At 45.9% G+C, this 24,363-nt stretch carries 26 protein-coding genes and 1 pseudogene; 18 read left to right on the top strand and 9 right to left on the bottom strand.

The window, feature by feature from the left end:
• Positions 1 to 14: 14 nt before the first annotated feature.
• Positions 15 to 290, bottom strand: coding sequence for a DNA-directed RNA polymerase subunit omega (rpoZ, locus tag D9597_RS11000; RefSeq protein ID WP_000135058.1), 276 nt, complete (start codon positions 288 to 290; stop codon positions 15 to 17).
• A gap of 54 nt (positions 291 to 344) precedes the next feature.
• The gene (gmk, locus tag D9597_RS10995) at positions 345 to 968 is read right to left on the bottom strand and encodes a guanylate kinase (RefSeq protein ID WP_010344504.1); all 624 of its coding nucleotides are present in this window, start codon (positions 966 to 968) and stop codon (positions 345 to 347) included.
• Between the two features lie 258 nt (positions 969 to 1,226).
• On the opposite strand from gmk, the gene ligB reads away from it, so the two are divergent.
• A complete protein-coding gene (gene ligB, locus D9597_RS10990) occupies positions 1,227 to 2,912 on the top strand; it encodes an NAD-dependent DNA ligase LigB (RefSeq protein ID WP_130222446.1) in 1,686 nt (561 codons plus the stop codon).
• Here ligB and D9597_RS10985 read toward each other — a convergent pair.
• Together D9597_RS10985 and D9597_RS10980 are read right to left on the bottom strand one after the other, a co-directional pair.
• Positions 2,909 to 3,526, bottom strand: a complete 618-nt coding sequence (locus D9597_RS10985) for a trimeric intracellular cation channel family protein (RefSeq protein WP_130222444.1) — start codon at positions 3,524 to 3,526, stop codon at positions 2,909 to 2,911. The two genes, ligB and D9597_RS10985, sit on opposite strands and share 4 nt — an antisense overlap.
• Positions 3,527 to 3,777: 251 nt before the next feature.
• Positions 3,778 to 4,641: a YicC/YloC family endoribonuclease gene (locus D9597_RS10980; RefSeq protein WP_000621326.1), complete on the bottom strand. Its 864-nt coding sequence runs from the start codon at positions 4,639 to 4,641 to the stop codon at positions 3,778 to 3,780.
• 126 nt (positions 4,642 to 4,767) lie between these two features.
• Between D9597_RS10980 and rph the strand changes: the two genes are divergently transcribed.
• The 3 genes from rph (at position 4,768) to D9597_RS10965 (ending at position 7,448) form a co-directional block, all read left to right on the top strand.
• Entirely contained in the window at positions 4,768 to 5,484 is a 717-nt protein-coding gene (rph, locus tag D9597_RS10975; protein WP_130206735.1) for a ribonuclease PH, read from the top strand.
• A gap of 65 nt (positions 5,485 to 5,549) precedes the next feature.
• On the top strand, positions 5,550 to 6,191 hold the full coding sequence (gene pyrE, locus D9597_RS10970; RefSeq protein ID WP_000806177.1) for an orotate phosphoribosyltransferase: 642 nt from the start codon (positions 5,550 to 5,552) through the stop codon (positions 6,189 to 6,191).
• A gap of 297 nt (positions 6,192 to 6,488) precedes the next feature.
• The gene (locus D9597_RS10965; RefSeq protein WP_130222442.1) at positions 6,489 to 7,448 is read left to right on the top strand and encodes a reverse transcriptase family protein; all 960 of its coding nucleotides are present in this window, start codon (positions 6,489 to 6,491) and stop codon (positions 7,446 to 7,448) included.
• Between the two features lie 45 nt (positions 7,449 to 7,493).
• Here the strand turns inward: D9597_RS10965 and slmA are convergent, their stop codons facing one another.
• The 3 genes from slmA to coaBC all read right to left on the bottom strand — a co-directional run bounded on the left by slmA (position 7,494) and on the right by coaBC (position 9,853).
• A complete protein-coding gene (gene slmA / locus D9597_RS10960) occupies positions 7,494 to 8,090 on the bottom strand; it encodes a nucleoid occlusion factor SlmA (protein WP_130206731.1) in 597 nt (198 codons plus the stop codon).
• A 106-nt stretch (positions 8,091 to 8,196) separates the two neighbouring features.
• Positions 8,197 to 8,655: a dUTP diphosphatase gene (gene dut / locus D9597_RS10955; protein ID WP_000976070.1), complete on the bottom strand. Its 459-nt coding sequence runs from the start codon at positions 8,653 to 8,655 to the stop codon at positions 8,197 to 8,199.
• Positions 8,633 to 9,853, bottom strand: a complete 1,221-nt coding sequence (gene coaBC / locus D9597_RS10950) for a bifunctional phosphopantothenoylcysteine decarboxylase/phosphopantothenate--cysteine ligase CoaBC (RefSeq protein WP_130215156.1) — start codon at positions 9,851 to 9,853, stop codon at positions 8,633 to 8,635. Before coaBC ends, dut begins: the two co-directional genes overlap by 23 nt.
• 171 nt (positions 9,854 to 10,024) lie before the next feature.
• Here coaBC and radC point away from each other — a divergent pair, with 171 nt between their 5' ends.
• The 4 genes from radC (at position 10,025) to mutM (ending at position 12,241) form a co-directional block, all read left to right on the top strand.
• Positions 10,025 to 10,693, top strand: coding sequence for a DNA repair protein RadC (gene radC / locus D9597_RS10945; RefSeq protein WP_130215158.1), 669 nt, complete (start codon positions 10,025 to 10,027; stop codon positions 10,691 to 10,693).
• 216 nt (positions 10,694 to 10,909) lie between these two features.
• Positions 10,910 to 11,146, top strand: a complete 237-nt coding sequence (gene rpmB / locus D9597_RS10940; RefSeq protein WP_000091955.1) for a 50S ribosomal protein L28 — start codon at positions 10,910 to 10,912, stop codon at positions 11,144 to 11,146.
• Between the two features lie 20 nt (positions 11,147 to 11,166).
• On the top strand, positions 11,167 to 11,334 hold the full coding sequence (gene rpmG / locus D9597_RS10935; protein ID WP_001051798.1) for a 50S ribosomal protein L33: 168 nt from the start codon (positions 11,167 to 11,169) through the stop codon (positions 11,332 to 11,334).
• 97 nt (positions 11,335 to 11,431) lie between these two features.
• Complete coding sequence (gene mutM / locus D9597_RS10930; protein ID WP_130222440.1) at positions 11,432 to 12,241, top strand: bifunctional DNA-formamidopyrimidine glycosylase/DNA-(apurinic or apyrimidinic site) lyase; 810 nt, start codon at positions 11,432 to 11,434, stop codon at positions 12,239 to 12,241.
• Positions 12,242 to 12,279: 38 nt separating this feature from the next.
• Here mutM and coaD read toward each other — a convergent pair whose 3' ends face one another.
• Positions 12,280 to 12,759, bottom strand: a complete 480-nt coding sequence (gene coaD, locus D9597_RS10925) for a pantetheine-phosphate adenylyltransferase (RefSeq protein ID WP_001171866.1) — start codon at positions 12,757 to 12,759, stop codon at positions 12,280 to 12,282.
• Between the two features lie 7 nt (positions 12,760 to 12,766).
• Positions 12,767 to 14,044: a lipid IV(A) 3-deoxy-D-manno-octulosonic acid transferase gene (gene waaA / locus D9597_RS10920; RefSeq protein ID WP_130222438.1), complete on the bottom strand. Its 1,278-nt coding sequence runs from the start codon at positions 14,042 to 14,044 to the stop codon at positions 12,767 to 12,769.
• 404 nt (positions 14,045 to 14,448) lie between these two features.
• Here waaA and rfaQ point away from each other — a divergent pair, with 404 nt between their 5' ends.
• The 10 genes and pseudogenes from rfaQ to D9597_RS10870 all read left to right on the top strand — a co-directional run bounded on the left by rfaQ (position 14,449) and on the right by D9597_RS10870 (position 24,351).
• Complete coding sequence (gene rfaQ, locus D9597_RS10915) at positions 14,449 to 15,519, top strand: lipopolysaccharide core heptosyltransferase RfaQ (RefSeq protein ID WP_130222436.1); 1,071 nt, start codon at positions 14,449 to 14,451, stop codon at positions 15,517 to 15,519.
• Entirely contained in the window at positions 15,516 to 16,640 is a 1,125-nt protein-coding gene (gene rfaG, locus D9597_RS10910) for a lipopolysaccharide glucosyltransferase I (protein WP_130215164.1), read from the top strand. The genes rfaQ and rfaG overlap by 4 nt, the downstream gene beginning before the upstream one ends.
• On the top strand, positions 16,633 to 17,430 hold the full coding sequence (gene rfaP, locus D9597_RS10905) for a lipopolysaccharide core heptose(I) kinase RfaP (RefSeq protein ID WP_130222434.1): 798 nt from the start codon (positions 16,633 to 16,635) through the stop codon (positions 17,428 to 17,430). Before rfaG ends, rfaP begins: the two co-directional genes overlap by 8 nt.
• A gap of 36 nt (positions 17,431 to 17,466) precedes the next feature.
• Positions 17,467 to 18,361, top strand: a pseudogene (gene rfaS, locus D9597_RS23315) (LPS core biosynthesis protein RfaS).
• Between the two features lie 43 nt (positions 18,362 to 18,404).
• Positions 18,405 to 19,484: a lipopolysaccharide 1,6-galactosyltransferase gene (gene waaB / locus D9597_RS10895; RefSeq protein WP_130222432.1), complete on the top strand. Its 1,080-nt coding sequence runs from the start codon at positions 18,405 to 18,407 to the stop codon at positions 19,482 to 19,484.
• Positions 19,484 to 20,503 carry a lipopolysaccharide 3-alpha-galactosyltransferase gene (waaO, locus tag D9597_RS10890; protein ID WP_130222430.1) on the top strand — a complete coding sequence of 340 codons (1,020 nt, stop codon included), beginning with the start codon at positions 19,484 to 19,486 and terminating at the stop codon, positions 20,501 to 20,503. The genes waaB and waaO overlap by 1 nt, the downstream gene beginning before the upstream one ends.
• Positions 20,504 to 20,542: 39 nt before the next feature.
• Entirely contained in the window at positions 20,543 to 21,559 is a 1,017-nt protein-coding gene (rfaJ, locus tag D9597_RS10885; protein ID WP_130222428.1) for a lipopolysaccharide 1,2-glucosyltransferase RfaJ, read from the top strand.
• Positions 21,560 to 21,576: 17 nt separating this feature from the next.
• Entirely contained in the window at positions 21,577 to 22,275 is a 699-nt protein-coding gene (gene rfaY, locus D9597_RS10880) for a lipopolysaccharide core heptose(II) kinase RfaY (protein ID WP_130206705.1), read from the top strand.
• Positions 22,276 to 22,347: 72 nt separating this feature from the next.
• Positions 22,348 to 23,121 (top strand): 3-deoxy-D-manno-oct-2-ulosonate III transferase WaaZ, encoded by a 774-nt coding sequence (waaZ, locus tag D9597_RS10875; RefSeq protein ID WP_130222426.1) that lies wholly within the window; start codon positions 22,348 to 22,350, stop codon positions 23,119 to 23,121.
• A gap of 87 nt (positions 23,122 to 23,208) precedes the next feature.
• Positions 23,209 to 24,351: a lipopolysaccharide N-acetylglucosaminyltransferase gene (locus D9597_RS10870; protein ID WP_130222424.1), complete on the top strand. Its 1,143-nt coding sequence runs from the start codon at positions 23,209 to 23,211 to the stop codon at positions 24,349 to 24,351.
• The last annotated feature ends 12 nt before the right edge of the window (positions 24,352 to 24,363 follow it).

Genomic DNA, 24,363 nt, shown 5'->3' with positions numbered 1-24,363 from the left:
GACCCGCTTTGTGATTAACGACGACCTTCAGCAATAGCGGTAACGGCTTGTAATTCAGCGGCTTCCTGCTCTTGCTGTTCCTGGCGTTCGCGAACATCGAGGATCTGGTTGTTGATCAGACCTTCTTCGATTTCGCGCAGCGCGATTACAGTGGTTTTATCGTTTTCTTCCGGTACCAGCGGATCCTTTCCGCCTACCTGCATCTGACGAGCGCGACGCGCGGCGACCAGTACCAGGTCAAAACGGTTACCAATTTTCTCTACAGCGTCCTGAACAGTTACGCGTGCCATACTTAAAAAGCTCCACAGGTGAAGAAATGACTGGGCATGATACTGAAAGAAGGTTCAGTCTGCCAACAATTTGCTGATTAAAGCGTCATGACGCTGCTTTTGGCGGCTCATGCGCAAGCGTTCGGCGCGAATGATAGTCTTTAGATCACCCAGAGCGGTGTCGAAATCATCATTCACTATTAAATAATCATATTCGGCGTAATGGCTCATTTCTGCAACTGCTTGCGCCATACGCTTTGCAATGACCTCTTCGCTGTCCTGACCTCGACCCCGTAAACGGCGGTCTAACTCAATTTTTGACGGCGGTAGAATAAAGATACTCCGCGCATGCGGCATTTTCTGGCGAATTTGCTGTGCGCCCTGCCAGTCAATATCCAGAAAAACATCCACGCCGCTCGCCAATACTTGCTCAATGGCCTCGCGTGAAGTGCCATAGTAATTACCGAACACTTCCGCGTGCTCAAGGAATGCATCTCTGCTAATCATCTCTTTAAATTCATCATGATTAACAAAGAAGTAGTGTTCGCCATGTACTTCACCCGGACGCGGTGCGCGCGTGGTGTGTGAAACAGAAACCTGAGTGTCGTACAACGGTTGGGTTTTTAATAAAGCCTGAATCAGGCTGGATTTACCCGCGCCACTGGGGGCAGAAACAATATAAAGCGTGCCTTGAGCCATGAGTATCTTTCGTATGTGATTAAGCGAAATAAAGCCTACATACGGGCTTATTATACACGGCGCGGCCATGTGACGTAGCCCTTGCTCACACTTTTTGCGCAAAGTTGTTGCGTTTTGCGTACCTGTTTCCGCAATTCCCGGTCATTTACTGCAACAAAGACGATTCTCTGGAAGCGTCATCTCACACTTTATTTTTGCCCCTCGGTTTTGCATTCATCTCGTTGTATATCTGCCCGCCTGACTACAGCGGAGGTGACGATGAAAGTATGGATTGCAGTGTTAATGAGTATTTTGTGCTGGCAATCATCAGCGAAGGCGGTCTGCCCGGCCTGGTCTCCAGCCAGAGCGCATGAAGAAATCTCCCGCCTACAACAGCAAGTAAAACAGTGGGACGATGATTACTGGAAAAAAGGGAAAAGTGACGTGGAGGATGGGGTTTACGATCAGTTAAGCGCCCGCCTTGCACAGTGGCAACGCTGTTTTGGCGAAGAGACAACGGGTGACGCTATGTCGCCGCCGTTGAGTGGCACGGTTATCCATCCGGTTGCGCATACGGGGGTACGTAAGTTAGCGGATAAAAATGCGTTACGTCTGTGGATGCATGAGCACAGCGATCTTTGGGTGCAGCCAAAAGTTGATGGCGTTGCGGTAACACTGGTCTACCGTGATGGAAAACTGATTAAAGCGATCAGTCGTGGCAATGGGCTTAAAGGTGAGGACTGGACGCAGAAAATACGCTTGATTCCTTCTGTTCCGCAATCTGTTAGCGGAGCTTTGGCCAACAGCACCCTGCAGGGTGAGATATTTCTCCAGCGTGAGGGGCATATCCAACAACAAATGGGAGGAATGAATGCCCGTTCAAAGGTCGCTGGCATTTTGATGCGCCAGGACAATAGCGACACGCTGCATTCACTGGGCGTGTTTATCTGGGCATGGCCGGATGGACCACAGTTGATGGCCGAGCGATTACAGCAGCTTGCTACTGCGGGCTTTACTTTGACGCAGAAGTATACCCTTGCGGTGAAAAGCGCAGACGAGGTTGAGCGAGCACGTAATGAGTGGTGGAAAGCGAAATTGCCCTTCGTCACCGATGGCGTGGTGGTGCGAGCGGCTAAGGAACCCGAATCCCGTCATTGGCTACCGGGTCAGGCGGACTGGCTGATAGCGTGGAAATATCAGCCTGTGGCCCAGGTTACTGAAGTAAACGCGATACAGTTTGCTGTCGGTAAGAGCGGAAAAATCTCGGTGGTGGCATCACTCGCGCCTGTCATGCTGGATGATAAAAAAGTTCAGCGGGTGAACATTGGTTCCGTCAGACGTTGGCAGGAGTGGGACATTGCACCTGGCGATCAAATCCTTGTGAGTCTTGCCGGTCAGGGTATTCCACGCATTGATGAAGTGGTCTGGCGCGGTGCAGAACGCACAAAACCGACGCCGCCAGAAAACCGTTTTAACGCGTTGACATGCTACTTCGCTTCTGATGTTTGTCAGGAACAATTCATATCGCGATTAGTTTGGCTGGGATCAAAACAGGTTTTGGGGCTGGAGGGCATCGGTGAATCTGGCTGGCGCTCGCTACATCAGACGCATCGCTTTGAGCATATTTTTTCCTGGCTTTCATTAACGCCAGAGCAATTGCAGCACACGCCGGGGATCGCGAAGAGTAAAGGTGAGCAGTTGTGGCATCAGTTTAACCTGGCACGTCAGCAGCCTTTTACTCGCTGGGTGATGGCTATGGGAATACCGTTAACCCAAACGGCGCTTAATGCCAACGACTTCAGCTCCTGGGCGCAACTTTTGCAGAGAAGCGAACAGTATTGGCAGCAACTACCGGGGACAGGGCTGCGTCGCGCAAGTCAGGTTATGGAATGGAAGAATAATGCGCAAATCAAGATGCTGGGCAACTGGCTGGCTGCCCAGCAGATCACAGGTTTTGTGCCTTAGTGGCCTTCGTGGCTGTAATAAAAAACCGGTAATCCCAGTTTAAAACGCAGCGCCAGCAAGCGAGCGAAAAAGCCGAATACCAGGGTGGAAATAATCACCACATCATGGTTGGAAACATAGTGTTGCAGTGCGATGTACAGCACGGCGGAAGCAAAAGAAACCCCGGCGTACAACTCTTTCTGGAATACCAGTGGGATGCGTTTACAGAACATATCGCGCAAAACGCCGCCAAACACGCCAGTCGTCACAGCCGCGACAACGGCAATGATCGGGCCGTGTCCCATATCCAGCGCGACCTGTGCGCCAATGATAGAAAAAACCACCAGTCCGAGTGCATCGAGCACCAGAAAGACTTTACGCAGGTAAGGCATCACGGGAGCAACGATGGTGGTGAACACGGCGGCGGTGGCGACGATAATCACATACTCCGGGTGTTTGACCCAGCCAAGCGGATAGTGGCCCAGCAGAATATCGCGCACTGATCCTCCGCCAATTGCGGTGGCGGTAGCAATGATAATTACGCCAAATGTATCCATGCGCCGCCGTCCGGCCGCCAGCGCCCCTGTCATTGCTTCGGCAGTAATGCCAACCAAATACAAAATGTGTAACAGCATGGTTCTCTCCCTAAAAATCTGCCTGGCAGGGTAGCGATTTGTGTGCATTGTCACGATTGAGATTTTTTAAGGAGAGAAGGGATTGATAATTTGTAGTTATGTGAAATTGCTATTTTCTGTAGTAAGAATGCATTTTTCTGATTTTGTGATAAGTAAAATGCATTAGAAAAAGTATGGAGTAAATAAATATGAGGACGAAACTATATGCGTAGCGCCGCTGTAATCAACAACGGCCTACGGAGATATGTCGCTTACTCGATATTCTGAATCTGCTCGCGCATTTGCTCGATCAATACTTTCAGCTCGATGGCGGAGTTTGTCACTTCGGCATTGATAGATTTCGACGCAAGAGTGTTCGACTCGCGGTTGAACTCCTGCATCATAAAGTCCAGACGACGGCCAACCGCTTCTTTTTTCTTCAGAATGTTGTACGTCTCTTTAACATGCGCTTCGAGGCGGTCCAGCTCTTCGGCAACGTCAATTCGTTGTGCCAGCAGAACCAACTCCTGCTCCAGACGGTTATTTTCCAGCTGTACCTGGGCATCTTCCAGCTTTGCGACCAGACGCTCACGCTGCCATTGCAGGATTTCCGGCATATGGGCGCGGACTTTGACCACTTCGGCGGTGACGCCTTCCAGACGCTGCTCGATCAATGCTTTCAGCGCCTGACCTTCGGTTTCACGCGCGATGATAAAGTCGTCCAGGGTGCCATCCAACGCCGCAAGAATTTCAGCAGCAATGGCGTCGAGATCCTGCTCCTGGGCTGCCATCACGCCTGGCCAGCGCAGAATATCAACCGGGTTGATTTCCCCTTCGTCGCTCTGCATTTTTACCCAGTTCGCGGCAGTTACCAGCTGTTTAGCCAGTTTTTCGTTGAGGATCAGCTCACCTTGCGCGCTGACATCTGGCTCATAGCGCAGGGTACATTCCACTTTACCGCGCGTCAGGCGAGAACGAATACGCTCGCGAACGACAGGTTCAAGGCTACGGAACTGCTCCGGCAGACGAAAGTAAGTTTCCAGATAACGCTGGTTTACCGAGCGCATTTCCCAGGTTGCGCTCCCCCATTCACCCTTGATTTCACGCCGGGCGTAGGCGGTCATACTGCGGATCATAGACGTTCCTGTTTATAAAAGGAGATGTGGAAGGATTATAGCCATCGATGCCTTGTCAGGATAGGAATAACCGCCGGAAGTCCGTATAATGCGCAGCCACATTTGTTTCAAGCCGGAGATTTCAATATGCGTCCAGCAGGCCGTAGCAATAATCAGGTGCGTCCCGTTACCCTGACTCGTAACTATACAAAACATGCAGAAGGCTCGGTGCTGGTCGAATTTGGCGATACCAAAGTGTTGTGTACCGCCTCTATTGAAGAAGGCGTGCCGCGCTTCCTGAAAGGTCAGGGCCAGGGCTGGATCACCGCAGAGTACGGTATGCTGCCGCGTTCTACTCATACCCGTAATGCCCGTGAAGCGGCGAAAGGTAAGCAGGGCGGCCGCACGATGGAAATCCAGCGTCTGATCGCTCGTGCATTGCGCGCCGCAGTAGATTTGAAAGCCCTCGGTGAGTTCACCATTACGCTGGATTGCGACGTACTTCAGGCCGATGGCGGCACCCGCACTGCTTCTATCACCGGTGCTTGTGTTGCACTAGCCGATGCGCTGAATAAGCTGGTTGAGAATGGCAAGCTGAAAACCAACCCGATGAAAGGTATGGTGGCAGCGGTTTCTGTCGGTATTGTTAACGGCGAAGCGATTTGCGATCTGGAATACGTTGAAGACTCAGCGGCTGAAACGGACATGAACGTAGTGATGACCGAAGACGGGCGCATCATTGAAGTGCAGGGGACGGCAGAAGGCGAGCCGTTCACCCATGAAGAGCTACTCACCTTGTTGGCCTTGGCTCGAGGGGGAATCGAATCCATTGTAGCGACGCAGAAGGCGGCGTTGGAAAACTGATTTTTAAGGCGACTGATGAGTCGCCTTTTTTTTGTCTGTAGAAAAGTAAGATGAGGAGCGAAGGCATGAAACCATATCAGCGCCAGTTTATTGAATTTGCGCTTAGCAAGCAGGTGTTAAAGTTTGGCGAGTTTACGCTGAAATCCGGGCGCAAAAGCCCCTATTTCTTCAACGCCGGGCTGTTTAATACCGGGCGCGACCTGGCACTGTTAGGCCGTTTTTACGCTGAAGCATTGGTGGATTCCGGCATTGAGTTCGATCTGCTGTTTGGCCCTGCTTACAAAGGGATTCCGATTGCCACCACAACCGCCGTGGCGCTGGCGGAGCATCATGACCTGGACCTGCCGTACTGCTTTAACCGCAAAGAAGCAAAAGATCACGGTGAAGGCGGCAATCTGGTTGGTAGCGCGTTACAAGGGCGTGTGATGCTGGTGGATGATGTGATCACCGCCGGGACGGCGATTCGCGAGTCGATGGAAATTATTCAGGCCAATGGCGCGACGCTTGCTGGCGTGCTGATTTCGCTCGATCGTCAGGAACGGGGTCGCGGCGAGATTTCGGCGATTCAGGAAGTTGAGCGTGATTACAACTGCAAGGTGATCTCTATCATCACCCTGAAAGACCTGATTGCCTACCTGGAAGAGAAGCCAGAAATGGCGGAACATCTGGCGGCGGTTAAGGCCTATCGCGAAGAGTTTGGCGTTTAAAAATATGCGCTGCGCAGGTTTTTTACTGTGCGCAGCGTGATGCGTTTTAAGATATCGTGTTAATCTGCTTTCGCCAGCAGTGGCAATAGCGTTTCCGGCCTTTTGTGCCGGGAGGGTCGGCGAGTCGCCGACTTAACGCCAGTAGTATGTCCATATACCCAAAGCCGCTTCATTGTACTTAAGTACGCTTCGCGTACGTCGCGCTGACGCGCTCAGTACAGTTACGCGCCTTCGGGATGGTTTGATGGTATTGCCGCTGTTGGTGCCTCTTTTGGCCGCCGTGATGTGGAGAGTGGAATGGATGCTACCCGGATAACCCTTCTGGCGCTCGATTTGTTCGGCTCGCCGGGCTGGAGTGCCGATAAAGAAATACAGCGGCTGTATGCGCTCAGTAATCATGTCGGACGCCATTACCGACGCATTATTCTTTCTAAGCGCCACGGTGGTCAGCGGATGGTGCTAGCCCCTGATTACTTGCTCAAAACCGTACAGCGCAACATTCTTAAGAACGTACTTTCACAATTTCCACTTTCCTCTTTTGCTACCGCCTACCGACCGGGTTGCCCAATCGTCAGCAACGCGCAGCCACACTGCCAACAGCCGCAGATCCTGAAACTCGATATCGAAAACTTTTTCGATAGCATTAGCTGGTTACAGGTCTGGCGTGTATTTCGCCAGGCCCAGTTGCCACGTAATGTGGTAACCATGCTGACCTGGCTTTGTTGTTATAACGACGCGTTACCGCAGGGGGCGCCAACTTCGCCTGCCATTTCCAATCTTGTGATGCGCTGTTTTGATGAGCGCATAGGGGAATGGTGCCAGACACGAGGAATTATCTATACCCGCTACTGCGATGACATGACCTTTTCAGGTCACTTCAATGCCCGCCAGGTTAAAAATAAAGTGTGCGGATTGTTAGCGGAACTGGGCCTGAGCCTCAATCAACGCAAAAGCTGCCTGATAGGTGCCTGTAAGCGCCAGCAGGTAACCGGGATTGTTGTTAATCACAAACCACAGCTTGCCTGTGAAGCTCGCCGGGCGCTGCGTCAGGAGGTGCATTTGTGCCAAAAATATGGCGTTATTTCGCATCTTAGTCATCGTGGTGAACTTGATCCTTCAGGCGATCTCCACGCACAGGCAACGGCGTATCTGTATGCTTTGCAGGGAAGAATAAACTGGTTATTGCAAATCAACCCTGAGGATGAGGCCTTTAAACAGGCGAGGGAAAGTGTAAAGCGAATGCTGGTGGCATGGTAAGAAAAGCGTCAGGCAGACGTTTCTGCCTGAACGTTTAGGGGAGAATTACTGCAACTGCGCAGCAATCAGTGGCCAGCGGGCGTCAAAATCATCCGTCGGGCGGTATTTAAACTCGCTGCGGACAAAGCGTGACAGCATACCTTCACAAAATGCCAGCAACTGGCTTGCCAGCAGCGTTTCATCGGTGGTGTAACCTTCACCCTCACGCATTCTCTTTTCACGCAATACCTGACGCAACTGCGCTTCAATACGCTCGAACAGTTGGTTGATGCGCCCTTGCAGGCGGTCTTGTTCAAACATCAGCGCATGCCCGGTAAGGATGCGGGTCAGGCCAGGATTACGCTCACCAAAACCGAGGAGCAACAACACAATCAGACGCAGGCGCGTTGTGGTGTCCTTCTCATCTTTCAGAATCAGATTGATGCGAGTAATCAGGCTATCTTCGATAAACTCAATCAGGCTATCGAACATGCGGGTTTTACTGGGGAAGTGGCGATACAGAGCCGCTTCGGAAACGCCGACAGAGGCGGCCAGTTTCGCTGTCGTGATACGTTGGCTTCCATCGCTGGATTCCAGCATCAGCGCCAGAGACTGAAGTATTTCTTCGCGACGGTTCCTTTTCGCAGTTTGTTTTTCTGCCATGTTACAAAATACCCCTGAAAATAAGCACTTGCCAGGCGGCACCCACGCTATGACCGCAAACGAAATGTTTGCGGCAATGTTATGACGTTATTTGGATGCGTATGTGTTACTGACGACCAGAGTGACCAAAGCCGCCTTCACCGCGATCTGTGGCGTCAAAATCTTCCACCAGATTAAATTCGGCCTGTACTACCGGAACAAAAATCATCTGGGCGATGCGTTCGCCAGGTTGAATGGTGAAGCTGTCCTGACCACGGTTCCACACGGAAATCATCAACTGGCCCTGATAGTCAGAATCGATCAATCCCACCAGGTTACCGAGCACGATGCCGTGCTTATGGCCCAGTCCGGAGCGCGGCAGCATCATCGCCGCCAGTGAAGGGTCGGCAATATGAATCGCCAACCCGGTAGGTACCAGGGTGGTGTCGCCCGGCGCCAGTTCTACGGCGTCGTCGAGACAGGCGCGCAGGTCAAGTCCGGCAGAACCAGAAGTGGCATAAGTCGGGAGCGGAAATTCCTTCCCAACGCGCGGGTCCAGAATCTTAACGTCGATTTTTTTCATCATAACGGGTCACGATCTCGTCGAGTAATAATTGGCCAAGGAGCTCTTTGCGCTCAAGCGGTAAGACTTTATCTCCGTCTTGCCAGAAAAGGTGTAATGCATTGCTGTCGCTGTTAAATCCTTGAGTTGGCCGGGAAACATCGTTCGCGCAGATCAGATCAAGGTTTTTACGAATACGTTTTTGCCGGGCGTATTCTTCCACATTATTTGTTTCGGCCGCAAATCCAACAACATAAGGCCTTTGGTCTTTTAGTGCGGCAACTCCAGCGACGATATCAGGGTTTTTGACCATTTTTATTGTTAATTCATCCCCCTGAGTCGCCTGCTTTTTGATTTTTTCACTGGCGACAGCGGCTGCGCGATAATCAGCCACGGCGGCGCAACCGATAAAAATATTTTGCTGCTGTACAGAGGCCTTCACAGCGGCTTCCATCTCCAGTGCGGTCATCACATCCACACGTTTAACAAACGGCGGTGTCGGTAGCGAAACCGGTCCGGAAACCAGTGTAACGTTCGCTCCGCGACGGGCAGCGGCTGCGGCGATAGCAAAGCCCATCTTGCCGGAGCTGTGATTAGAGATATAACGCACGGGATCGAGCGGTTCACGCGTCGGGCCGGCGGTAATCATAATGTTCAGATGTTTCAGGTCGTTGACGGGCGAAAAATGCGCTACCGCCATATCCACAATGGTTAATGGATCGAGCATTCGCCCAGGGCCGATATCACCACAGGCCTGACTGCCGCTATCTGGCCCCCAGATCAGCAAACCACGTGAGGCAAGTACCTCTAAATTATGTTGGGTAGCCGCAGCACGATACATCTGCTGGTTCATGGCTGGCAGTACGGCAACAGGCGCAGGCGTGGCCAGGCAAATCGTTGATACCAGATCATTCGCCATCCCGGCAGCTACGCGGGCAATCAAATCAGCGGTGGCTGGGGCGAGAATCACTAAATCAGCCCATTTACCCAGCTCAATATGACCCATAGCCGCCTCGGCTGCTGGATCCAGCAGACTATCGGAAACGGGATAACCCGAAACCGCCTGCAAGCTAAGTGGGGTGATAAAGGCTTTTGCCGCTTCGGTCATGGCTACGCGGACGTCTGCTCCGCGATCGCGCAAACGACGCACCAGCTCAGGGGTTTTATAGGCAGCAATACCGCCGCTGACGCCGAGAACGATTTTTTTACCGGCCAGGCTCATGATGATTTTTCCTGTAGGGGGACACCAGAAGTTGGCGATTTTATCACAATACTTTTGTTGTCGTGCTTTCACCTGAGAATCACTTTGCGAGGCGCTTTCCAGGATTGAAAACTGGCCGTCGATTTAACCAAACGACTATGACAGGATGCGCCCTCCACAAAGGAGGTGAAGGTGAAAAGCAATGTAGAATTGTTGATGCCACGCGAAAAAATGCTGAAGTTGGGCATTGGCGCGTTAACGGATGTTGAACTGCTGGCGTTATTTCTGCGTACGGGTACGCGCGGTAAGGATGTGTTAACCCTGGCGAAAGAGATGCTGGAGAATTTTGGGTCGCTATACGGCTTGTTATCCTCTGAATATGAACAATTTAGTGGCGTTCATGGAATTGGTGTGGCGAAATTCGCCCAGTTAAAGGGAGTTGCGGAACTGGCGCGGCGTTACTACAACGTGCGGATGCGCGAAGAAAGCCCGTTGCTCAGCCCGGAGATGACGCGGGAGTTTTTACAAAGCCAACTTACGGGAGAGGAACGAGAGATCTTTATGGTGATCTTTCTCGATTCCCAACACCGGGTCCTTACTCACAGCCGACTCTTTTCCGGCACGTTAAATCATGTGGAAGTCCATCCACGAGAAATTATTCGTGAAGCGATAAAAATAAACGCCTCGGCGCTGATCCTTGCCCATAATCACCCTTCTGGTTGTGCTGAACCCAGTAAAGCGGATAAACTCATTACCGAACGGATAATAAAAAGTTGTCAGTTCATGGATTTACGCGTGCTCGACCATATCGTGATTGGGCGTGGAGAATATGTTTCTTTTGCCGAACGCGGCTGGATTTAATCCGCTATGCGCGATCCTTCGGGATCTTTGTCTGTTCGGGACTTGAGCACATCGCCGAGTCAGCGTATACTACGCCACCTTTGAGAATCTCGGGTTTGGCATTTGGGCCTGGCAATCGAGAGTTCACATAGAACTGCGATGACCGGGCTGTAAAGCCTGACGAGGCGCCAATACCCCATACGAAGCTCGAGCTAATTTGATTTTTGGAGAATAGACATGTCCCGAGTCTGCCAAGTTACTGGCAAGCGTCCGGTGACCGGTAACAACCGTTCCCACGCACTGAACGCGACTAAACGCCGTTTCCTGCCGAACCTGCACTCTCACCGTTTCTGGGTTGAGAGCGAGAAGCGTTTTGTCACCCTGCGCGTATCTGCTAAAGGTATGCGTGTAATCGATAAAAAAGGCATTGATACAGTTCTGGCTGAACTGCGTGCCCGTGGCGAAAAGTACTAAGTACTTAGAGGAAATAAATCATGGCTAAAGGTATTCGTGAGAAAATCAAGCTGGTTTCTTCTGCTGGTACTGGTCACTTCTATACCACTACGAAGAACAAACGTACTAAGCCGGAAAAACTGGAACTGAAAAAGTTCGATCCAGTTGTTCGCCAGCACGTGATCTACAAAGAAGCGAAAATCAAATAATTTTCGCTTTGATGTAACGAAAAACCTCGCTACGGCGGGGTTTTTTGTTATCTGCCTGCCCCCATATTGACTGCATCTGTTCATTCCTGGAGATGCTATGCCTGAATTACCCGAAGTTGAAACCAGCCGTCGCGGCATAGAACCGCATCTCGTTGGTGCAACCATTCTTCATGCGGTGGTGCGCAACGGACGCTTGCGCTGGCCGGTTTCGGAAGAAATCTACCGTTTAAGCGATCAACCAGTGCTAAGTGTACAGCGCCGTGCTAAATATCTGCTGCTGGAGCTGCCTGAGGGCTGGATTATCATTCATCTGGGGATGTCTGGCAGCCTGCGCATCCTTCCAGAAGAACTTCCCCCCGAAAAGCATGACCATGTTGATTTGGTGATGAGCAACGGCAAAGTGCTGCGCTACACCGATCCGCGTCGCTTTGGTGCCTGGCTGTGGACCAAAGAGCTGGAAGGGCACAACGTGCTGGCCCATCTTGGACCGGAGCCGCTTAGCGACGATTTCAACGGTGAGTACCTGCATCAGAAGTGCGCGAAGAAAAAAACGGCGATTAAACCGTGGCTGATGGATAACAAGCTGGTGGTAGGGGTAGGGAATATCTATGCCAGCGAATCACTGTTTGCGGCGGGGATCCATCCGGATCGGCTGGCGTCATCACTGTCGCTGGCAGAATGTGAATTGTTAGCTCGGGTGATTAAAGCGGTGTTACTGCGTTCGATTGAGCAGGGCGGTACAACGCTGAAAGATTTTCTGCAAAGCGACGGTAAACCGGGCTATTTCGCGCAGGAATTGCAGGTTTACGGGCGAAAAGGCGAGCCGTGTCGGGTGTGCGGTACGCCGATTGTGGCGTCTAAACATGCGCAGCGGGCAACGTTTTATTGCAAGCACTGCCAGAAATAATTGATGCTTGCCGGATGGCATACCATCCGGCATAAACGCTACGCTAACTTCGCCATCAGCGCCTGATGGACATTCTCCGGCAGGAAATGGGTGACATCGCCCTGATGGCGCGCCACCTCTTTCACCAACGATGAAGAGATAAACGACCACTCTTTCGACGGCATCAGAAACACACTTTCCAGTTCTGGCATTAAGTGGCGATTCATATGCGCCAGCTGCATTTCATATTCAAAATCTGCCACCGCACGCAGACCACGAATCAGCACAGTGGCGTGTTGATTGCGGGCGAAGTTTGCCATCAAATCGCTAAATCCGACCACTTCAACGTTTCCCAGATGCGCAGTTGCCTGTTGTGCCAGTGCCACACGTTCTTCCAGAGTAAACATCGGTTTTTTACTGGGGCTGGCGGCAATCGCCAGAATAACGTGATCGAACATCTGCGTGGCGCGCGTCACGATATCGATATGACCATTGGTAATGGGATCGAAAGTACCCGGATAAATCGCCCGTTTTTGCATAACAACCTCAATGCGTTTTCGGTGGCAGGTAAGGTTCCAGCAGTTGAAGCAGACGCTGTAGCGCGCCCTGGTTTTGATACAGCACTTCAACGGCATGACGGCCATAGAAACTACGGTAATCGGCGTCGGTGAGTAAAGAGGAAACCTCTTTTGCAAGCGTAGTGGCATCGGTGACGGTAATCAGCCCGCTTGCCTGCTCCAGCCGCGCGCAAATGTCTTTAAAGTTAAAGGTATGCGGCCCCATCAACACCGGGATAGCGTGTGCGGCGGCCTCCAGCGGATTATGCCCACCGCGTTCAACCAGTGAACCGCCAACAAACGCGAGATCGGCAATACCGTACAGCAACATCAGTTCGCCCATCGTATCGCCAACCACCACTTGTGTACTGGCGGAAGGGACCTCTCCGGAAGAGCGTGTGATATAGCTTAGTCTAGCCTGGCGGACAAGGTTAATCGCATCTGGGAAGCGTTCCGGATGACGGGGTACCAGGATGAGCAATAAATTCGGGAACTGTTGTAACAGCGCCTGATGGGCGGCAATCACTACGCTCTCTTCGCCATCATGAGTACTGGTTGCAATCCATACCGGACGATGCGGCGCCCACTGGCGGCGCAGTGTTACTGCTTTAGCGGCCAACTGTGGCGTCACTGAAATATCGAATTTCAGGCTACCGGTGACGGTGACCTGATTATTTTTTGCACCTAGCGTCACAAAGCGCGCAGCATCTTCTTCATTTTGCGCAGCAATCAGCGTAATACGGCGGAGCAAGCGACGAACAAATTTACCCAGTTTGGCGTAACCTGCGGCAGAGCGTGCAGAGAGTCGCGCATTAGCGATAACCAGTGGGATTTTACGTTTATGTAGCGCCGCAATCAGGTTAGGCCATAGTTCGGTTTCCATAATCAACACCAGTTTTGGGTCGACTTTATTCAGGAAACGGTTGAGCGCATCGGGCAGATCGTAAGGCAGATAGACGTGCTGAACATCTTTTCCAAAAGCCGATTGTACGCGCTCCGAACCAGTCGGCGTCATAGTCGTGACTGTGATTGGTAAATCAGGATAGCGATGACGCAGCGCGCGCACCAACGGGATTGCCGCCAGGGTTTCACCGACGGAGACGGAGTGCAGCATAATGCCGCCTGGTGTTAGCGGATGGCGGTAAAAACCGTAACGTTCACCCCAGCGTTTTCGATAGGCCGGAGCCTTACGTCCGCGCACCCAGAGCCGTATCCAGATTAGCGGCTGAATAAGGTAGAGAAGGGCGGTGTAAAGCAATTCGAGCATAATAAATAGCTGACTTATGGATGTGCTGGGGATTCTATGTATTTAACGGTGGCTTTACCATTACTTTTCCCGTTTTTGACTTAAATAGCTTCAGTTTGGTCTGATCTGCCGCTACATCTTCATTTTTTTTGTATTTTTATGCGAATCATTGAAACTCGGCCCCATTTTCAACTCTACATTGGCCGTACCGACATTATCGACATGCTATTTATTATCTATTTGATTTATATGATTAAAACATATTTTGTGTATAAAAATCATTCGGGTCGGATTGCTGCGAAAGAAATGATACACTAGCACGTCAAGTAAGTGCGTTATCAGTATTCAGGTAGCTGTTGAGCCTGGGGCGGTAGCGTGCTTTTTTCTGCTTAACTTAACCAGACAATCACACAAAAGAGTCGCTAGTGGAAAAGCCATTTCGAAAAATCCTGGTCATAAAGATGCGATATCATGGAGATATGTTATTAACTACTCCTGTCATCAGTACGCTCAAGCAGAATTATCCTGATGCAAAAATCGATATGCTGCTTTATCAGGATACCATCCCTATTTTGTCTGAAAACCCGGAAATTAATGCGCTCTACGGGATAAGCAATAAAGGTGCGGGAACATTCGATAAAATTAAAAATGTGCTTTCGTTGATAAAAACTCTGCGTGCGAATAATTATGACCTGGTCATTAATCTTACGGATCAGTGGATGGTGGCGCTGCTGGTACGTTTTTTACCCGCACGGATGAAAATATCGCAACTTTATGGTCATCGGCAGCATGGCATTTGGAAAAAAAGCTTCACACACTTAGCGCCAATACACGGCACACATATTGTTGAGCGTAATTTATCGGTCCTTGAGCCATTAGGTATTACCGATTTCTACACCGACACAACAATGAGTTACGCCGAAGATTGCTGGAAGAAGATGCGCCAGGAGTTAGATGCCCTGGGCGTAAAAGATCATTATGTTGTCATCCAGCCGACAGCGCGTCAGATGTTTAAGTGCTGGGATAACGATAAATTTTCTAAGGTTATCGATGCGCTGCAACAGCGAGGGTATCAGGTTGTCCTGACCTGTGGGCCTTCGGCAGATGATCTCGCTTGTGTAGATGAGATTGCACGAGGTTGCGAAACGAAACCCATTACTGGCCTTGCAGGTAAAACACGTTTTCCTGAACTAGGCGCGTTAATTGATCATGCTGTGCTTTTTATTGGCGTGGATTCTGCGCCGGGGCATATTGCGGCGGCGGTGAAGACGCCAGTTATTAGCCTATTTGGGGCCACTGATCATGTATTCTGGCGCCCATGGACCGAGAATATTATTCAGTTCTGGGCGGGGAATTATCAGAAAATGCCGACCCGGCATGAACTTGACCGCAACAAAAAATATCTTTCTGTTATTCCAGCGGAAGATGTGATCGCCGCTACGGAAAAGCTGTTGCCAGAAGATGCCCCATCAGCTGACAGGAATACACAATTATGATCGTGGCGTTTTGTTTATATAAATATTTTCCATTTGGTGGGCTTCAACGTGACTTTATGCGCATTGCATCAACAGTTGCCGCACGGGGCCACCATGTTCGAGTCTATACGCAGTCATGGGAAGGTGATTGCCCAAAAGCATTTGAGCTTATTCAGGTGCCAGTTAAGTCCCATACCAACCATGGACGCAATGCAGAATATTATGCCTGGGTACAAAATCATCTCAAAGCGCATCCCGCTGATCGCGTTGTTGGGTTTAATAAGATGCCAGGGTTGGATGTTTATTTTGCCGCTGATGTTTGTTACGCCGAGAAAGTTGCGCAAGAAAAAGGTTTTTTATATCGTTTAACATCACGATATCGCCATTATGCCGCATTTGAGCGAGCGACTTTCGAGCAGGGTAAATCGACGAAACTTATGATGCTGACCGATAAGCAAATCGCCGATTTTCAGAAGCATTATCAAACTGAATCTGAACGTTTTCAAATTCTTCCTCCCGGTATTTATCCGGACAGAAAATACAGCGAGCAAATCCCAAACAGTCGTGAAATTTATCGCCAGAAAAATGGCATAAAAGAGCAACAAAACTTATTACTGCAGGTTGGATCAGATTTTGGCCGTAAAGGTGTGGATCGCTCAATTGAAGCTTTGGCATCGTTACCGGAATCATTACGTCACAATACGCTTTTATTTGTTGTTGGTCAGGATAAACCGCGGAAATTTGAAGCGTTGGCAGAAAAACTCGGCGTGCGGAGCAATGTGCATTTCTTCTCTGGCCGCAATGATGTGTCAGAATTAATGGCAGCCGCTGATTTATTACTGCATCCCGCTTATCAGGAAGCCGCGGGTATCGTTCTTCTTGAAGCGATCACTGCTGGATTACCTGTTTTAACAACTGCGGTATGTGGGTATGCGCATTATATTGCGGATGCCAATTGTGGAACGGTCATCGCTGAACCTTTCTCCCAGGAACAATTAAATGAAGTTTTACGTAAAGCGTTAACTCAGTCTCCATTACGAATGGCCTGGGCGGAGAATGCTCGCCATTATGCCGATACTCAGGATTTGTATAGCCTGCCAGAGAAAGCCGCAGATATCATTACAGGTGGTTTAGATGGTTGAATTAAAAGAGCCGCTTGCCACACTTTGGCGTGGTAAAGATGCTTTTGCAGAAGTCAAAAAACTAAATGGCGAGGTCTTTCGTGAACTCGAGACTCGTCGCACATTACGCTTTGAACTGGCCGGGAAAAGCTATTTCCTCAAATGGCACAAAGGGACGACTTTAAAAGAAATTATAAAAAACCTGCTCTCATTGCGGATGCCCGTTTTAGGCGCAGACAGAGAGTGGCACGCTATTCATCGCCTGAGTGATGTTGGCGTTGATACAATGAAGGGCATTGGGTTTGGTGAAAAAGGGTTAAACCCATTAACCCGTACATCATTTATTATTACCGAAGATCTCACTCCCACGATTAGCCTTGAAGATTATTGTGCCGATTGGGCCGTTAATCCTCCTGATATACGTGTTAAACGTATGCTGATCGCGCGTGTGGCAACCATGGTGCGTAAAATGCACGCCGCAGGGATAAACCACCGCGACTGTTATATTTGCCACTTTTTGCTTCATTTGCCATTTACTGGCCGGGAAGATGAATTAAAAATTTCGGTTATCGATCTGCATCGGGCACAGATACGAGCAAAAGTACCACGTCGTTGGCGGGATAAAGATTTGATTGGTTTGTATTTCTCATCAATGAATATTGGGCTGACGCAGAGAGATATCTGGCGATTTATGAAGGTTTATTTTGGGATGCCTTTACGTAATATATTATCTCTTGAACGGAATTTATTGAACATGGCAAGTGTTAAGGCCGAGCATATTAAAGAGCGAACACAACGTAAAGGATTATAAAAATATTTATCAGTATGTACTGGAACTAACTTCATTATGACTATTTATTTTATAAACTGGGTTGCAGATTATGAATTAAAAATGATCCAGTACCTGAAAAAAAAGTACAAGATAAAAAATATAACAACACCAAAAAAATACAACTGGGTTAATAAGAAAATTTCGAAATTAGGGATGGATAATGCATGGTTGGGACGATTATTTATCAAACATCACCTAAATGCTGTAAAAAAGGATGATATAATTATTTTTAATGACAGTGTCATTAATAAAGGTATTACTTCTAAGAAATACTGTCAACGAAGATTTTATTTTTGATAACACTAATTATTTTGATATTATCTATGATTTTGAGCATAGATTTATAGGGAATGAAAAGACCAAGGCAATAGAACAATTTTTTCCTATAGGAATGGATGAAATTAGAAATTATAGTTTATCTGACAAAAATAACAGTCAGCCAATATGTTTTTTTCTTGGTCGTGATAAAGGACGTCTTCAAATAATTAATGAATTAGCCGATAGATTAACAACACTAGGATGTAAGCTGGATTTTAATGTTGTCAAAGATAAAACATCATCTCCGACTTCAAAGTATTTGATTGAAAAACAAATACCGTACGAAGAGAATATTAGAAGAACATTAAATGCTAATATAATTGTTGATATAACTAAAGAAAACCAATCTGGCTGGACTCTTCGTATACTTGAGGCACTATTTTTCAATAAAAAATTAATTACTAATAACATAAATATACTTGGCTCAGAAATCTATAGTGAGTCTCGTTTTTTTATAATAGGTCATGATGATTGGGATAAGTTAGAGTATTTTATTAACTCATCTGTTAAACCAATGGATTATGATAGTTTATATAAATTCAGCCCTGATAAAATGATGTCAACAATTGTTTCTGATTTTATAGAAAAATAAAACCGTTAAAACAGTGAGTTTTACTCAATTAATGAGAGTTTCAATGAAAATAGCATTTATCGGCGAAGCTGTTTCTGGATTTGGCGGCATGGAAACAGTCATTCGTGATGTTATTACTACCTTCAGGCAACAACATATCCAAAGTGAAATGTTTTTCTTTTGTCGTAATGATAAAATGGATAAGGGATGGCTGGAAGGTATTAAGTACTCGTGTTCATTTTCCAATATTCGCTTAGGTTTTTTGCGTCGGGCGAAACATATTCATGCTTTAAGCAAATGGCTTCAGAATTATCAGCCAGATGTTGTTATTTGTATTGACGTTATCTCGTGTTTGTATGCGGCCAAAGCACGTAAAAAATCAGGAATTGATGTGCCAGTATTTTCATGGCCGCATTTTTCTTTAGATCACAAAAAACATGCTGAATATATCACCTGTGCCGACTATCATTTAGCAATCAGCTCTGGCATTAAACAGCAAATGATTAATCGGGGTGTACCAGAATCGACGATAAATGTTATTTTTAATCCAGTCGAAGCTAAAGGCACAGTCATTCCTGCGCCTGAGGAAGGCGAAACGGCAACGTTCATTTATGTTGGGCGTATGAAATTCGAGGGCCAGAAGCGGGTTAAAGACCTCCTTGATGGCTTATCACAAGCGCAAGGTAACTGGAAACTCCATGTATTGGGTGATGGTTCCGATTTCGAAAAATGCCAAGCTTATGGTAGAGAATTAAATATTGATGATCGAATAGTCTGGTATGGTTGGCAACAACATCCCTGGGAATTGGTCCAGCAAGATATTAAAAAAGTGAGTGCATTATTGCTCACGTCATCTTTTGAAGGTTTCCCAATGACCCTACTTGAAGCCTTGTCATGGGGAATTCCTTGCATCAGCGCCGATTGTGTCTCCGGGCCTGCTGACATTATTCAACCTGATGTTAATGGTCATCTGTATCAACCGGGAGATATTGCTGGTTTTGTATCTCTTCTCAATAAATATATAGCAGGTGAAATTTATATTGAACATGAAAAAATTCCTGCGTCGATCGATAAATTTTACCAATCGAAGTATTACGATAGATTACATAAGATAATTATTTCTGCTATTTCCCGGAGGAAATAATGCAGCAGGTGTTTTTCCAGGAAACTGAGTTTCTTAATTCAGTTATTGATTATAATCATAAAGTAGAAACAGAAAATCTTTGTCTGGACATCGCTTATGGAACTGACAAAAATTTTCTATTTGGTTGCGGAATTTCGATTGCTTCAATATTAAAGTATAATGAAGGAAGTCGATTGTGTTTCCATATTTTTACTGACTATTTTGGTGATGATGATCGTAAGTATTTTGATGCCCTGGCGCTGCAGTATAAAACCAGAATTAAAATATATCTGATTAATGCTGATCGACTCCGCTCATTGCCTAGCACTAAGAACTGGACTCATGCAATATATTTTCGCTTTGTTATTGCAGATTACTTTATTAATAAGGCGTCTAAAGTCCTTTATCTGGATGCAGATATCATTTGTCAGGGGAGTATTGAGCCACTAATTAATTTCTCATTTCCTGACAATAAAGTCGCAATGGTTGTTACAGAAGGGCAAACTGACTGGTGGGAAAAACGCGCACATTCGTTAGGTGTTGCGGGAATTGCTAAAGGTTACTTTAACTCCGGTTTTTTATTGATTAATACTGACCAATGGGCTGCTCAGCAAGTTTCTGCACGAGCCATTGCAATGCTAAATGATCCAGAAATAGTCAAAAAAATAACACATCCTGATCAGGATGTATTAAATATGTTGCTGGCAGACAGACTTATTTTTGCTGATATAAAATATAACACCCAGTTTAGCTTAAACTATCAACTCAAAGAAAGTTTTACAAACCCAGTAACCAACGATACTATTTTTATCCACTATATCGGTCCAACCAAGCCCTGGCATGATTGGGCCTGGGATTATCCTGTATCACAAGCCTTTATGGAGGCAAAAAATGCTTCGCCATGGAAGAGTACGGCGTTGCTGAAACCGAACAATAGCAATCAATTAAGATATAGCGCAAAACATATGCTTAAAAAGCATAGATATCTAAAAGGATTTAGCAATTATCTTTTTTATTTTATTGAAAAGATAAAGCATTAAAACTGGGAAACTATAAAGTAATGATATAAGGGTAGCATTGTGGACTCATTTCCTGCCATAGAGATAGATAAAGTTAAAGCTTGGGATTTTCGGCTAGCTAATATAAATACTTCTGAATGTTTAAATGTTGCCTATGGTGTCGATGCTAATTATCTTGATGGTGTAGGTGTTTCCATCACATCAATTGTCCTAAATAATCGACATATTAATCTTGATTTTTATATTATTGCTGATGTTTATAATGATGGTTTTTTTCAAAAAGTCGCAAAGCTTGCAGAGCAATACCAATTAAGAATCACGCTATATAGAATTAACACTGATAAGCTCCAGTGCTTGCCTTGTACACAGGTCTGGTCAAGAGCAATGTACTTCCGTTTATTTGCATTTCAATTATTGGGTTTAACGCTTGATCGTTTGCTTTATCTTGATGCAGATGTTGTTTGTAAAGGCGATATTAGCCAACTATTGCATCTGGATTTAAACGGAGCGGTAGCTGCTGTTGTTAAAGATGTTGAGCCAATGCAGGAAAAGGCGGTATCCAGGTTGTCTGATCCTGAATTACTTGGGCAATACTTTAATTCCGGCGTCGTTTATTTAGACTTAAAAAAATGGGCAGACGCAAAACTAACAGAAAAAGCGTTGTCTATTCTTATGAGTAAAGATAATGTTTATAAATACCCTGATCAGGATGTTATGAATATCTTACTGAAAGGGATGACAATATTTTTGCCTCGTGAGTACAATACAATTTATACAATTAAAAGTGAATTAAAAGACAAAACACATCAAAACTATAAAAAGCTGATTACAGAAAGTACTCTGCTTATTCATTATACAGGTGCAACTAAACCGTGGCACAAATGGGCAATTTATCCATCGGTAAAATACTATAAAATAGCTTTAGAAAATTCACCGTGGAAAGATGACTCTCCACGAGATGCAAAATCAATTATTGAATTTAAAAAAAGATATAAACATCTTTTAGTACAGCATAAGTATATCTCAGGAATTATAGCAGGAGTCTGTTATCTTTGCCGAAAATATTACCGTAAATAACATTTAACTGGTTTATTATGATTCAGAAGAGCAAGATCAAAGACTTGGTTGTTTTTACCGATGAAAACAATTCAAAGTATCTCAATGTATTAAATGACTTCTTGTCTTATAATATAAATATCATCAAGGTTTTTCGTTCTATTGATGATACAAAAGTTATGCTTATTGATACCGATTATGGTAAATTGATTCTTAAGGTTTTTTCTCCGAAAGTTAAGCGTAACGAACGTTTCTTTAAGTCTCTGTTAAAAGGTGATTATTACGAACGCCTTTTTGAGCAAACCCAAAAAGTAAGAAATGAAGGGTTAAATACACTCAATGATTTTTATTTATTGGCTGAACGGAAAACCTTACGATTTGTCCATACTTATATCATGATCATCGAGTATATTGATGGCATAGAGTTGTGTGATATGCCTGATATTGATGATGTGCTAAAAAATAAAATTCAGCAATCAATTAATTCCTTACATCAACATGGCATGGTTTCTGGCGACCCCCATCGTGGTAACTTCATTATAAAAAATGGTGAGGTTCGAATTATTGATCTCTCCGGAAAACGTGCTTCAGCGCAGCGTAAAGCGAAAGATCGTATTGACTTAGAGCGTCATTACGGTATTAAAAATGAGATTAAAGATCTAGGCTATTATCTTTTAGTATATCGTAAAAAAATGCGCAATTTTATGCGGCGTTTGAAAGGGAAACCAGCTCGCTAAAATAGAAATATCCACAATTACATGTCTTCACCAGGACAGTTTAAGCGGAGTTATTTATTTCACAGGTTTATCATGAAGAATATTAGATACATTGACAAAAAAGATGTTGAAAACCTGATTGAAAATAGAACATCTGATGATGTTATTATTTTTCTTTCTGGCCCTACATCGCAAAAAACACCTTTATCAGCATTACGAACAAAGGATATTATTGCTGTCAATGGTTCTGCGCAATATTTGTTAAGTCATAATATCGTTCCTTTCATATATGTACTTACAGATGTCCGCTTTTTGCATCAGCGTCGTGATGATTTTTATAAATTTAGCCAGAGAAGTCGTTATACCATAGTAAACGTTGACGTTTATGAACACGCTTCCAAAGAAGATAAACTTTATATCCTCCAGAACTGCCTCGTATTACGATCCTTTTACCGCCGAGAAAAAGGCGGTTTGATAAAGAAGATTAAATTTAATATTTTGAGCCAGATTCACAAAGAACTGCTGATTTCTGTACCGTTGTCTAAAAAAGGTCGTCTGGTTGGATTTTGCAAGGACATTAGTCTTGGTTATTGCTCATGCCATACTATCGCTTTTGCTGCAATTCAAATAGCATATTCACTTAAGTATGCGCGAATTATTTGCTCCGGTCTTGATTTAACTGGTAGTTGTTCGCGTTTCTATGATGAAAATAAGAATCCTATGCCCTCGGAATTAAGTAAGGATTTATTCAAAATCTTGCCATTTTTCCGTTTTATGCGTGATAATGTAGATGATATTAATATTTATAATTTGTCGGATGATACAGCAATTCAATATGATATCATTCCATTTATGGAACTGTCATAAAATTTATGATCTTGGGTTTGCTAAAAAATAATCTAGTATTTTCTATGTCTTTATCTCGTGCTATCAAAATATTGGAGTTGGCTAATAATGATTAAAAAGATAATATTTACCGTCACACCAATATTTTCTATACCGCCAAAAGGCGCTGCAGCGGTTGAAACATGGATTTATCAGGTCGCAAAAAAACTTTCGATTCCAGCAACTATCGCCTGTATTCGAAACGACGGTTACCCGACCTACACAAAAGTAAACGATAATTGTGATATTCATTACATTGGTTTTAGTCGAGTCTATAAACGACTTTTCCAAAAGTGGACTCGACTTGATCCTGTGCCGTATTCTCAGCGCATTTTAAATACTCAACCTAAAAATGCTGATCCGAAAGACTCAGTTATTGTTATTCACAATAGTATGAAGCTGTATAAACAGATTCGTAGCAGAAGTCCTCAAGCGCAGCTAGTCATGCACCTTCACAATGCTTTTGAACCAGGGCAGTTAGACAAAAGTGCAAAAATAATTGTTCCTAGCCAGTTTCTGTTCGATTTCTATTCGGAAAAGATGCCTGATGCAGATATCGCTATTGTGCCTAATGGTTTTTGCTCTGAATCGTATTTACATGATAATACTGAAGATTTAAGGAAGAAATTTAACATAGATGCGAATGATACGGTGTTATTATTTGCAGGAAGGATATCGCCAGATAAAGGCTGTCTGATGCTTATGGATGCTTTCAATAAGCTGCGTAAGAATCGAGATAACCTTAAATTGGTTATCGTTGGCGATCCTTTTGCCAGTAAAAAAGGTGAAAAAGCTGAATATCAGAAAAAGGTTCTGGATGAAGCGAAAGCTATTGGCGCGCAATGTATTATGGCGGGTGGGCAGCCACCAGAGCAGATGCATAAATATTACCGCTTAGCAGATTTAGTTATTGTTCCTTCTCAGGTAGAAGAAGCTTTTTGCATGGTAGCTGTTGAAGCGATGGCGGCTGGTAAACCTGTTCTTGCGAGTCAAAAAGGTGGGATAAGCGAGTTTGTTCTGGAAGGAATAACAGGATATCACCTTGCAGAGCCTATGACATCTGAAAGCATTCTCTTTGATATTAACCGGGTCTTAGCAGACAGTAATAAAGCACAAATTGCTGAAAATGCCCAGAAATTCGTTTTTTCAAAATATAGCTGGGAACATGTAACTCAGTGTTTTGAGGCACAAATGCAAGACTGGTTTGGTTAAAAATTATTTGAT

The organism is Escherichia sp. E13S3, from assembly GCF_004212325.1.
Classification (GTDB): Bacteria; Pseudomonadota; Gammaproteobacteria; order Enterobacterales; family Enterobacteriaceae; genus Escherichia.
Note: the sequence above shows the minus strand (reverse complement) of the source record. Positions and strands in the feature narration are given on the sequence as shown.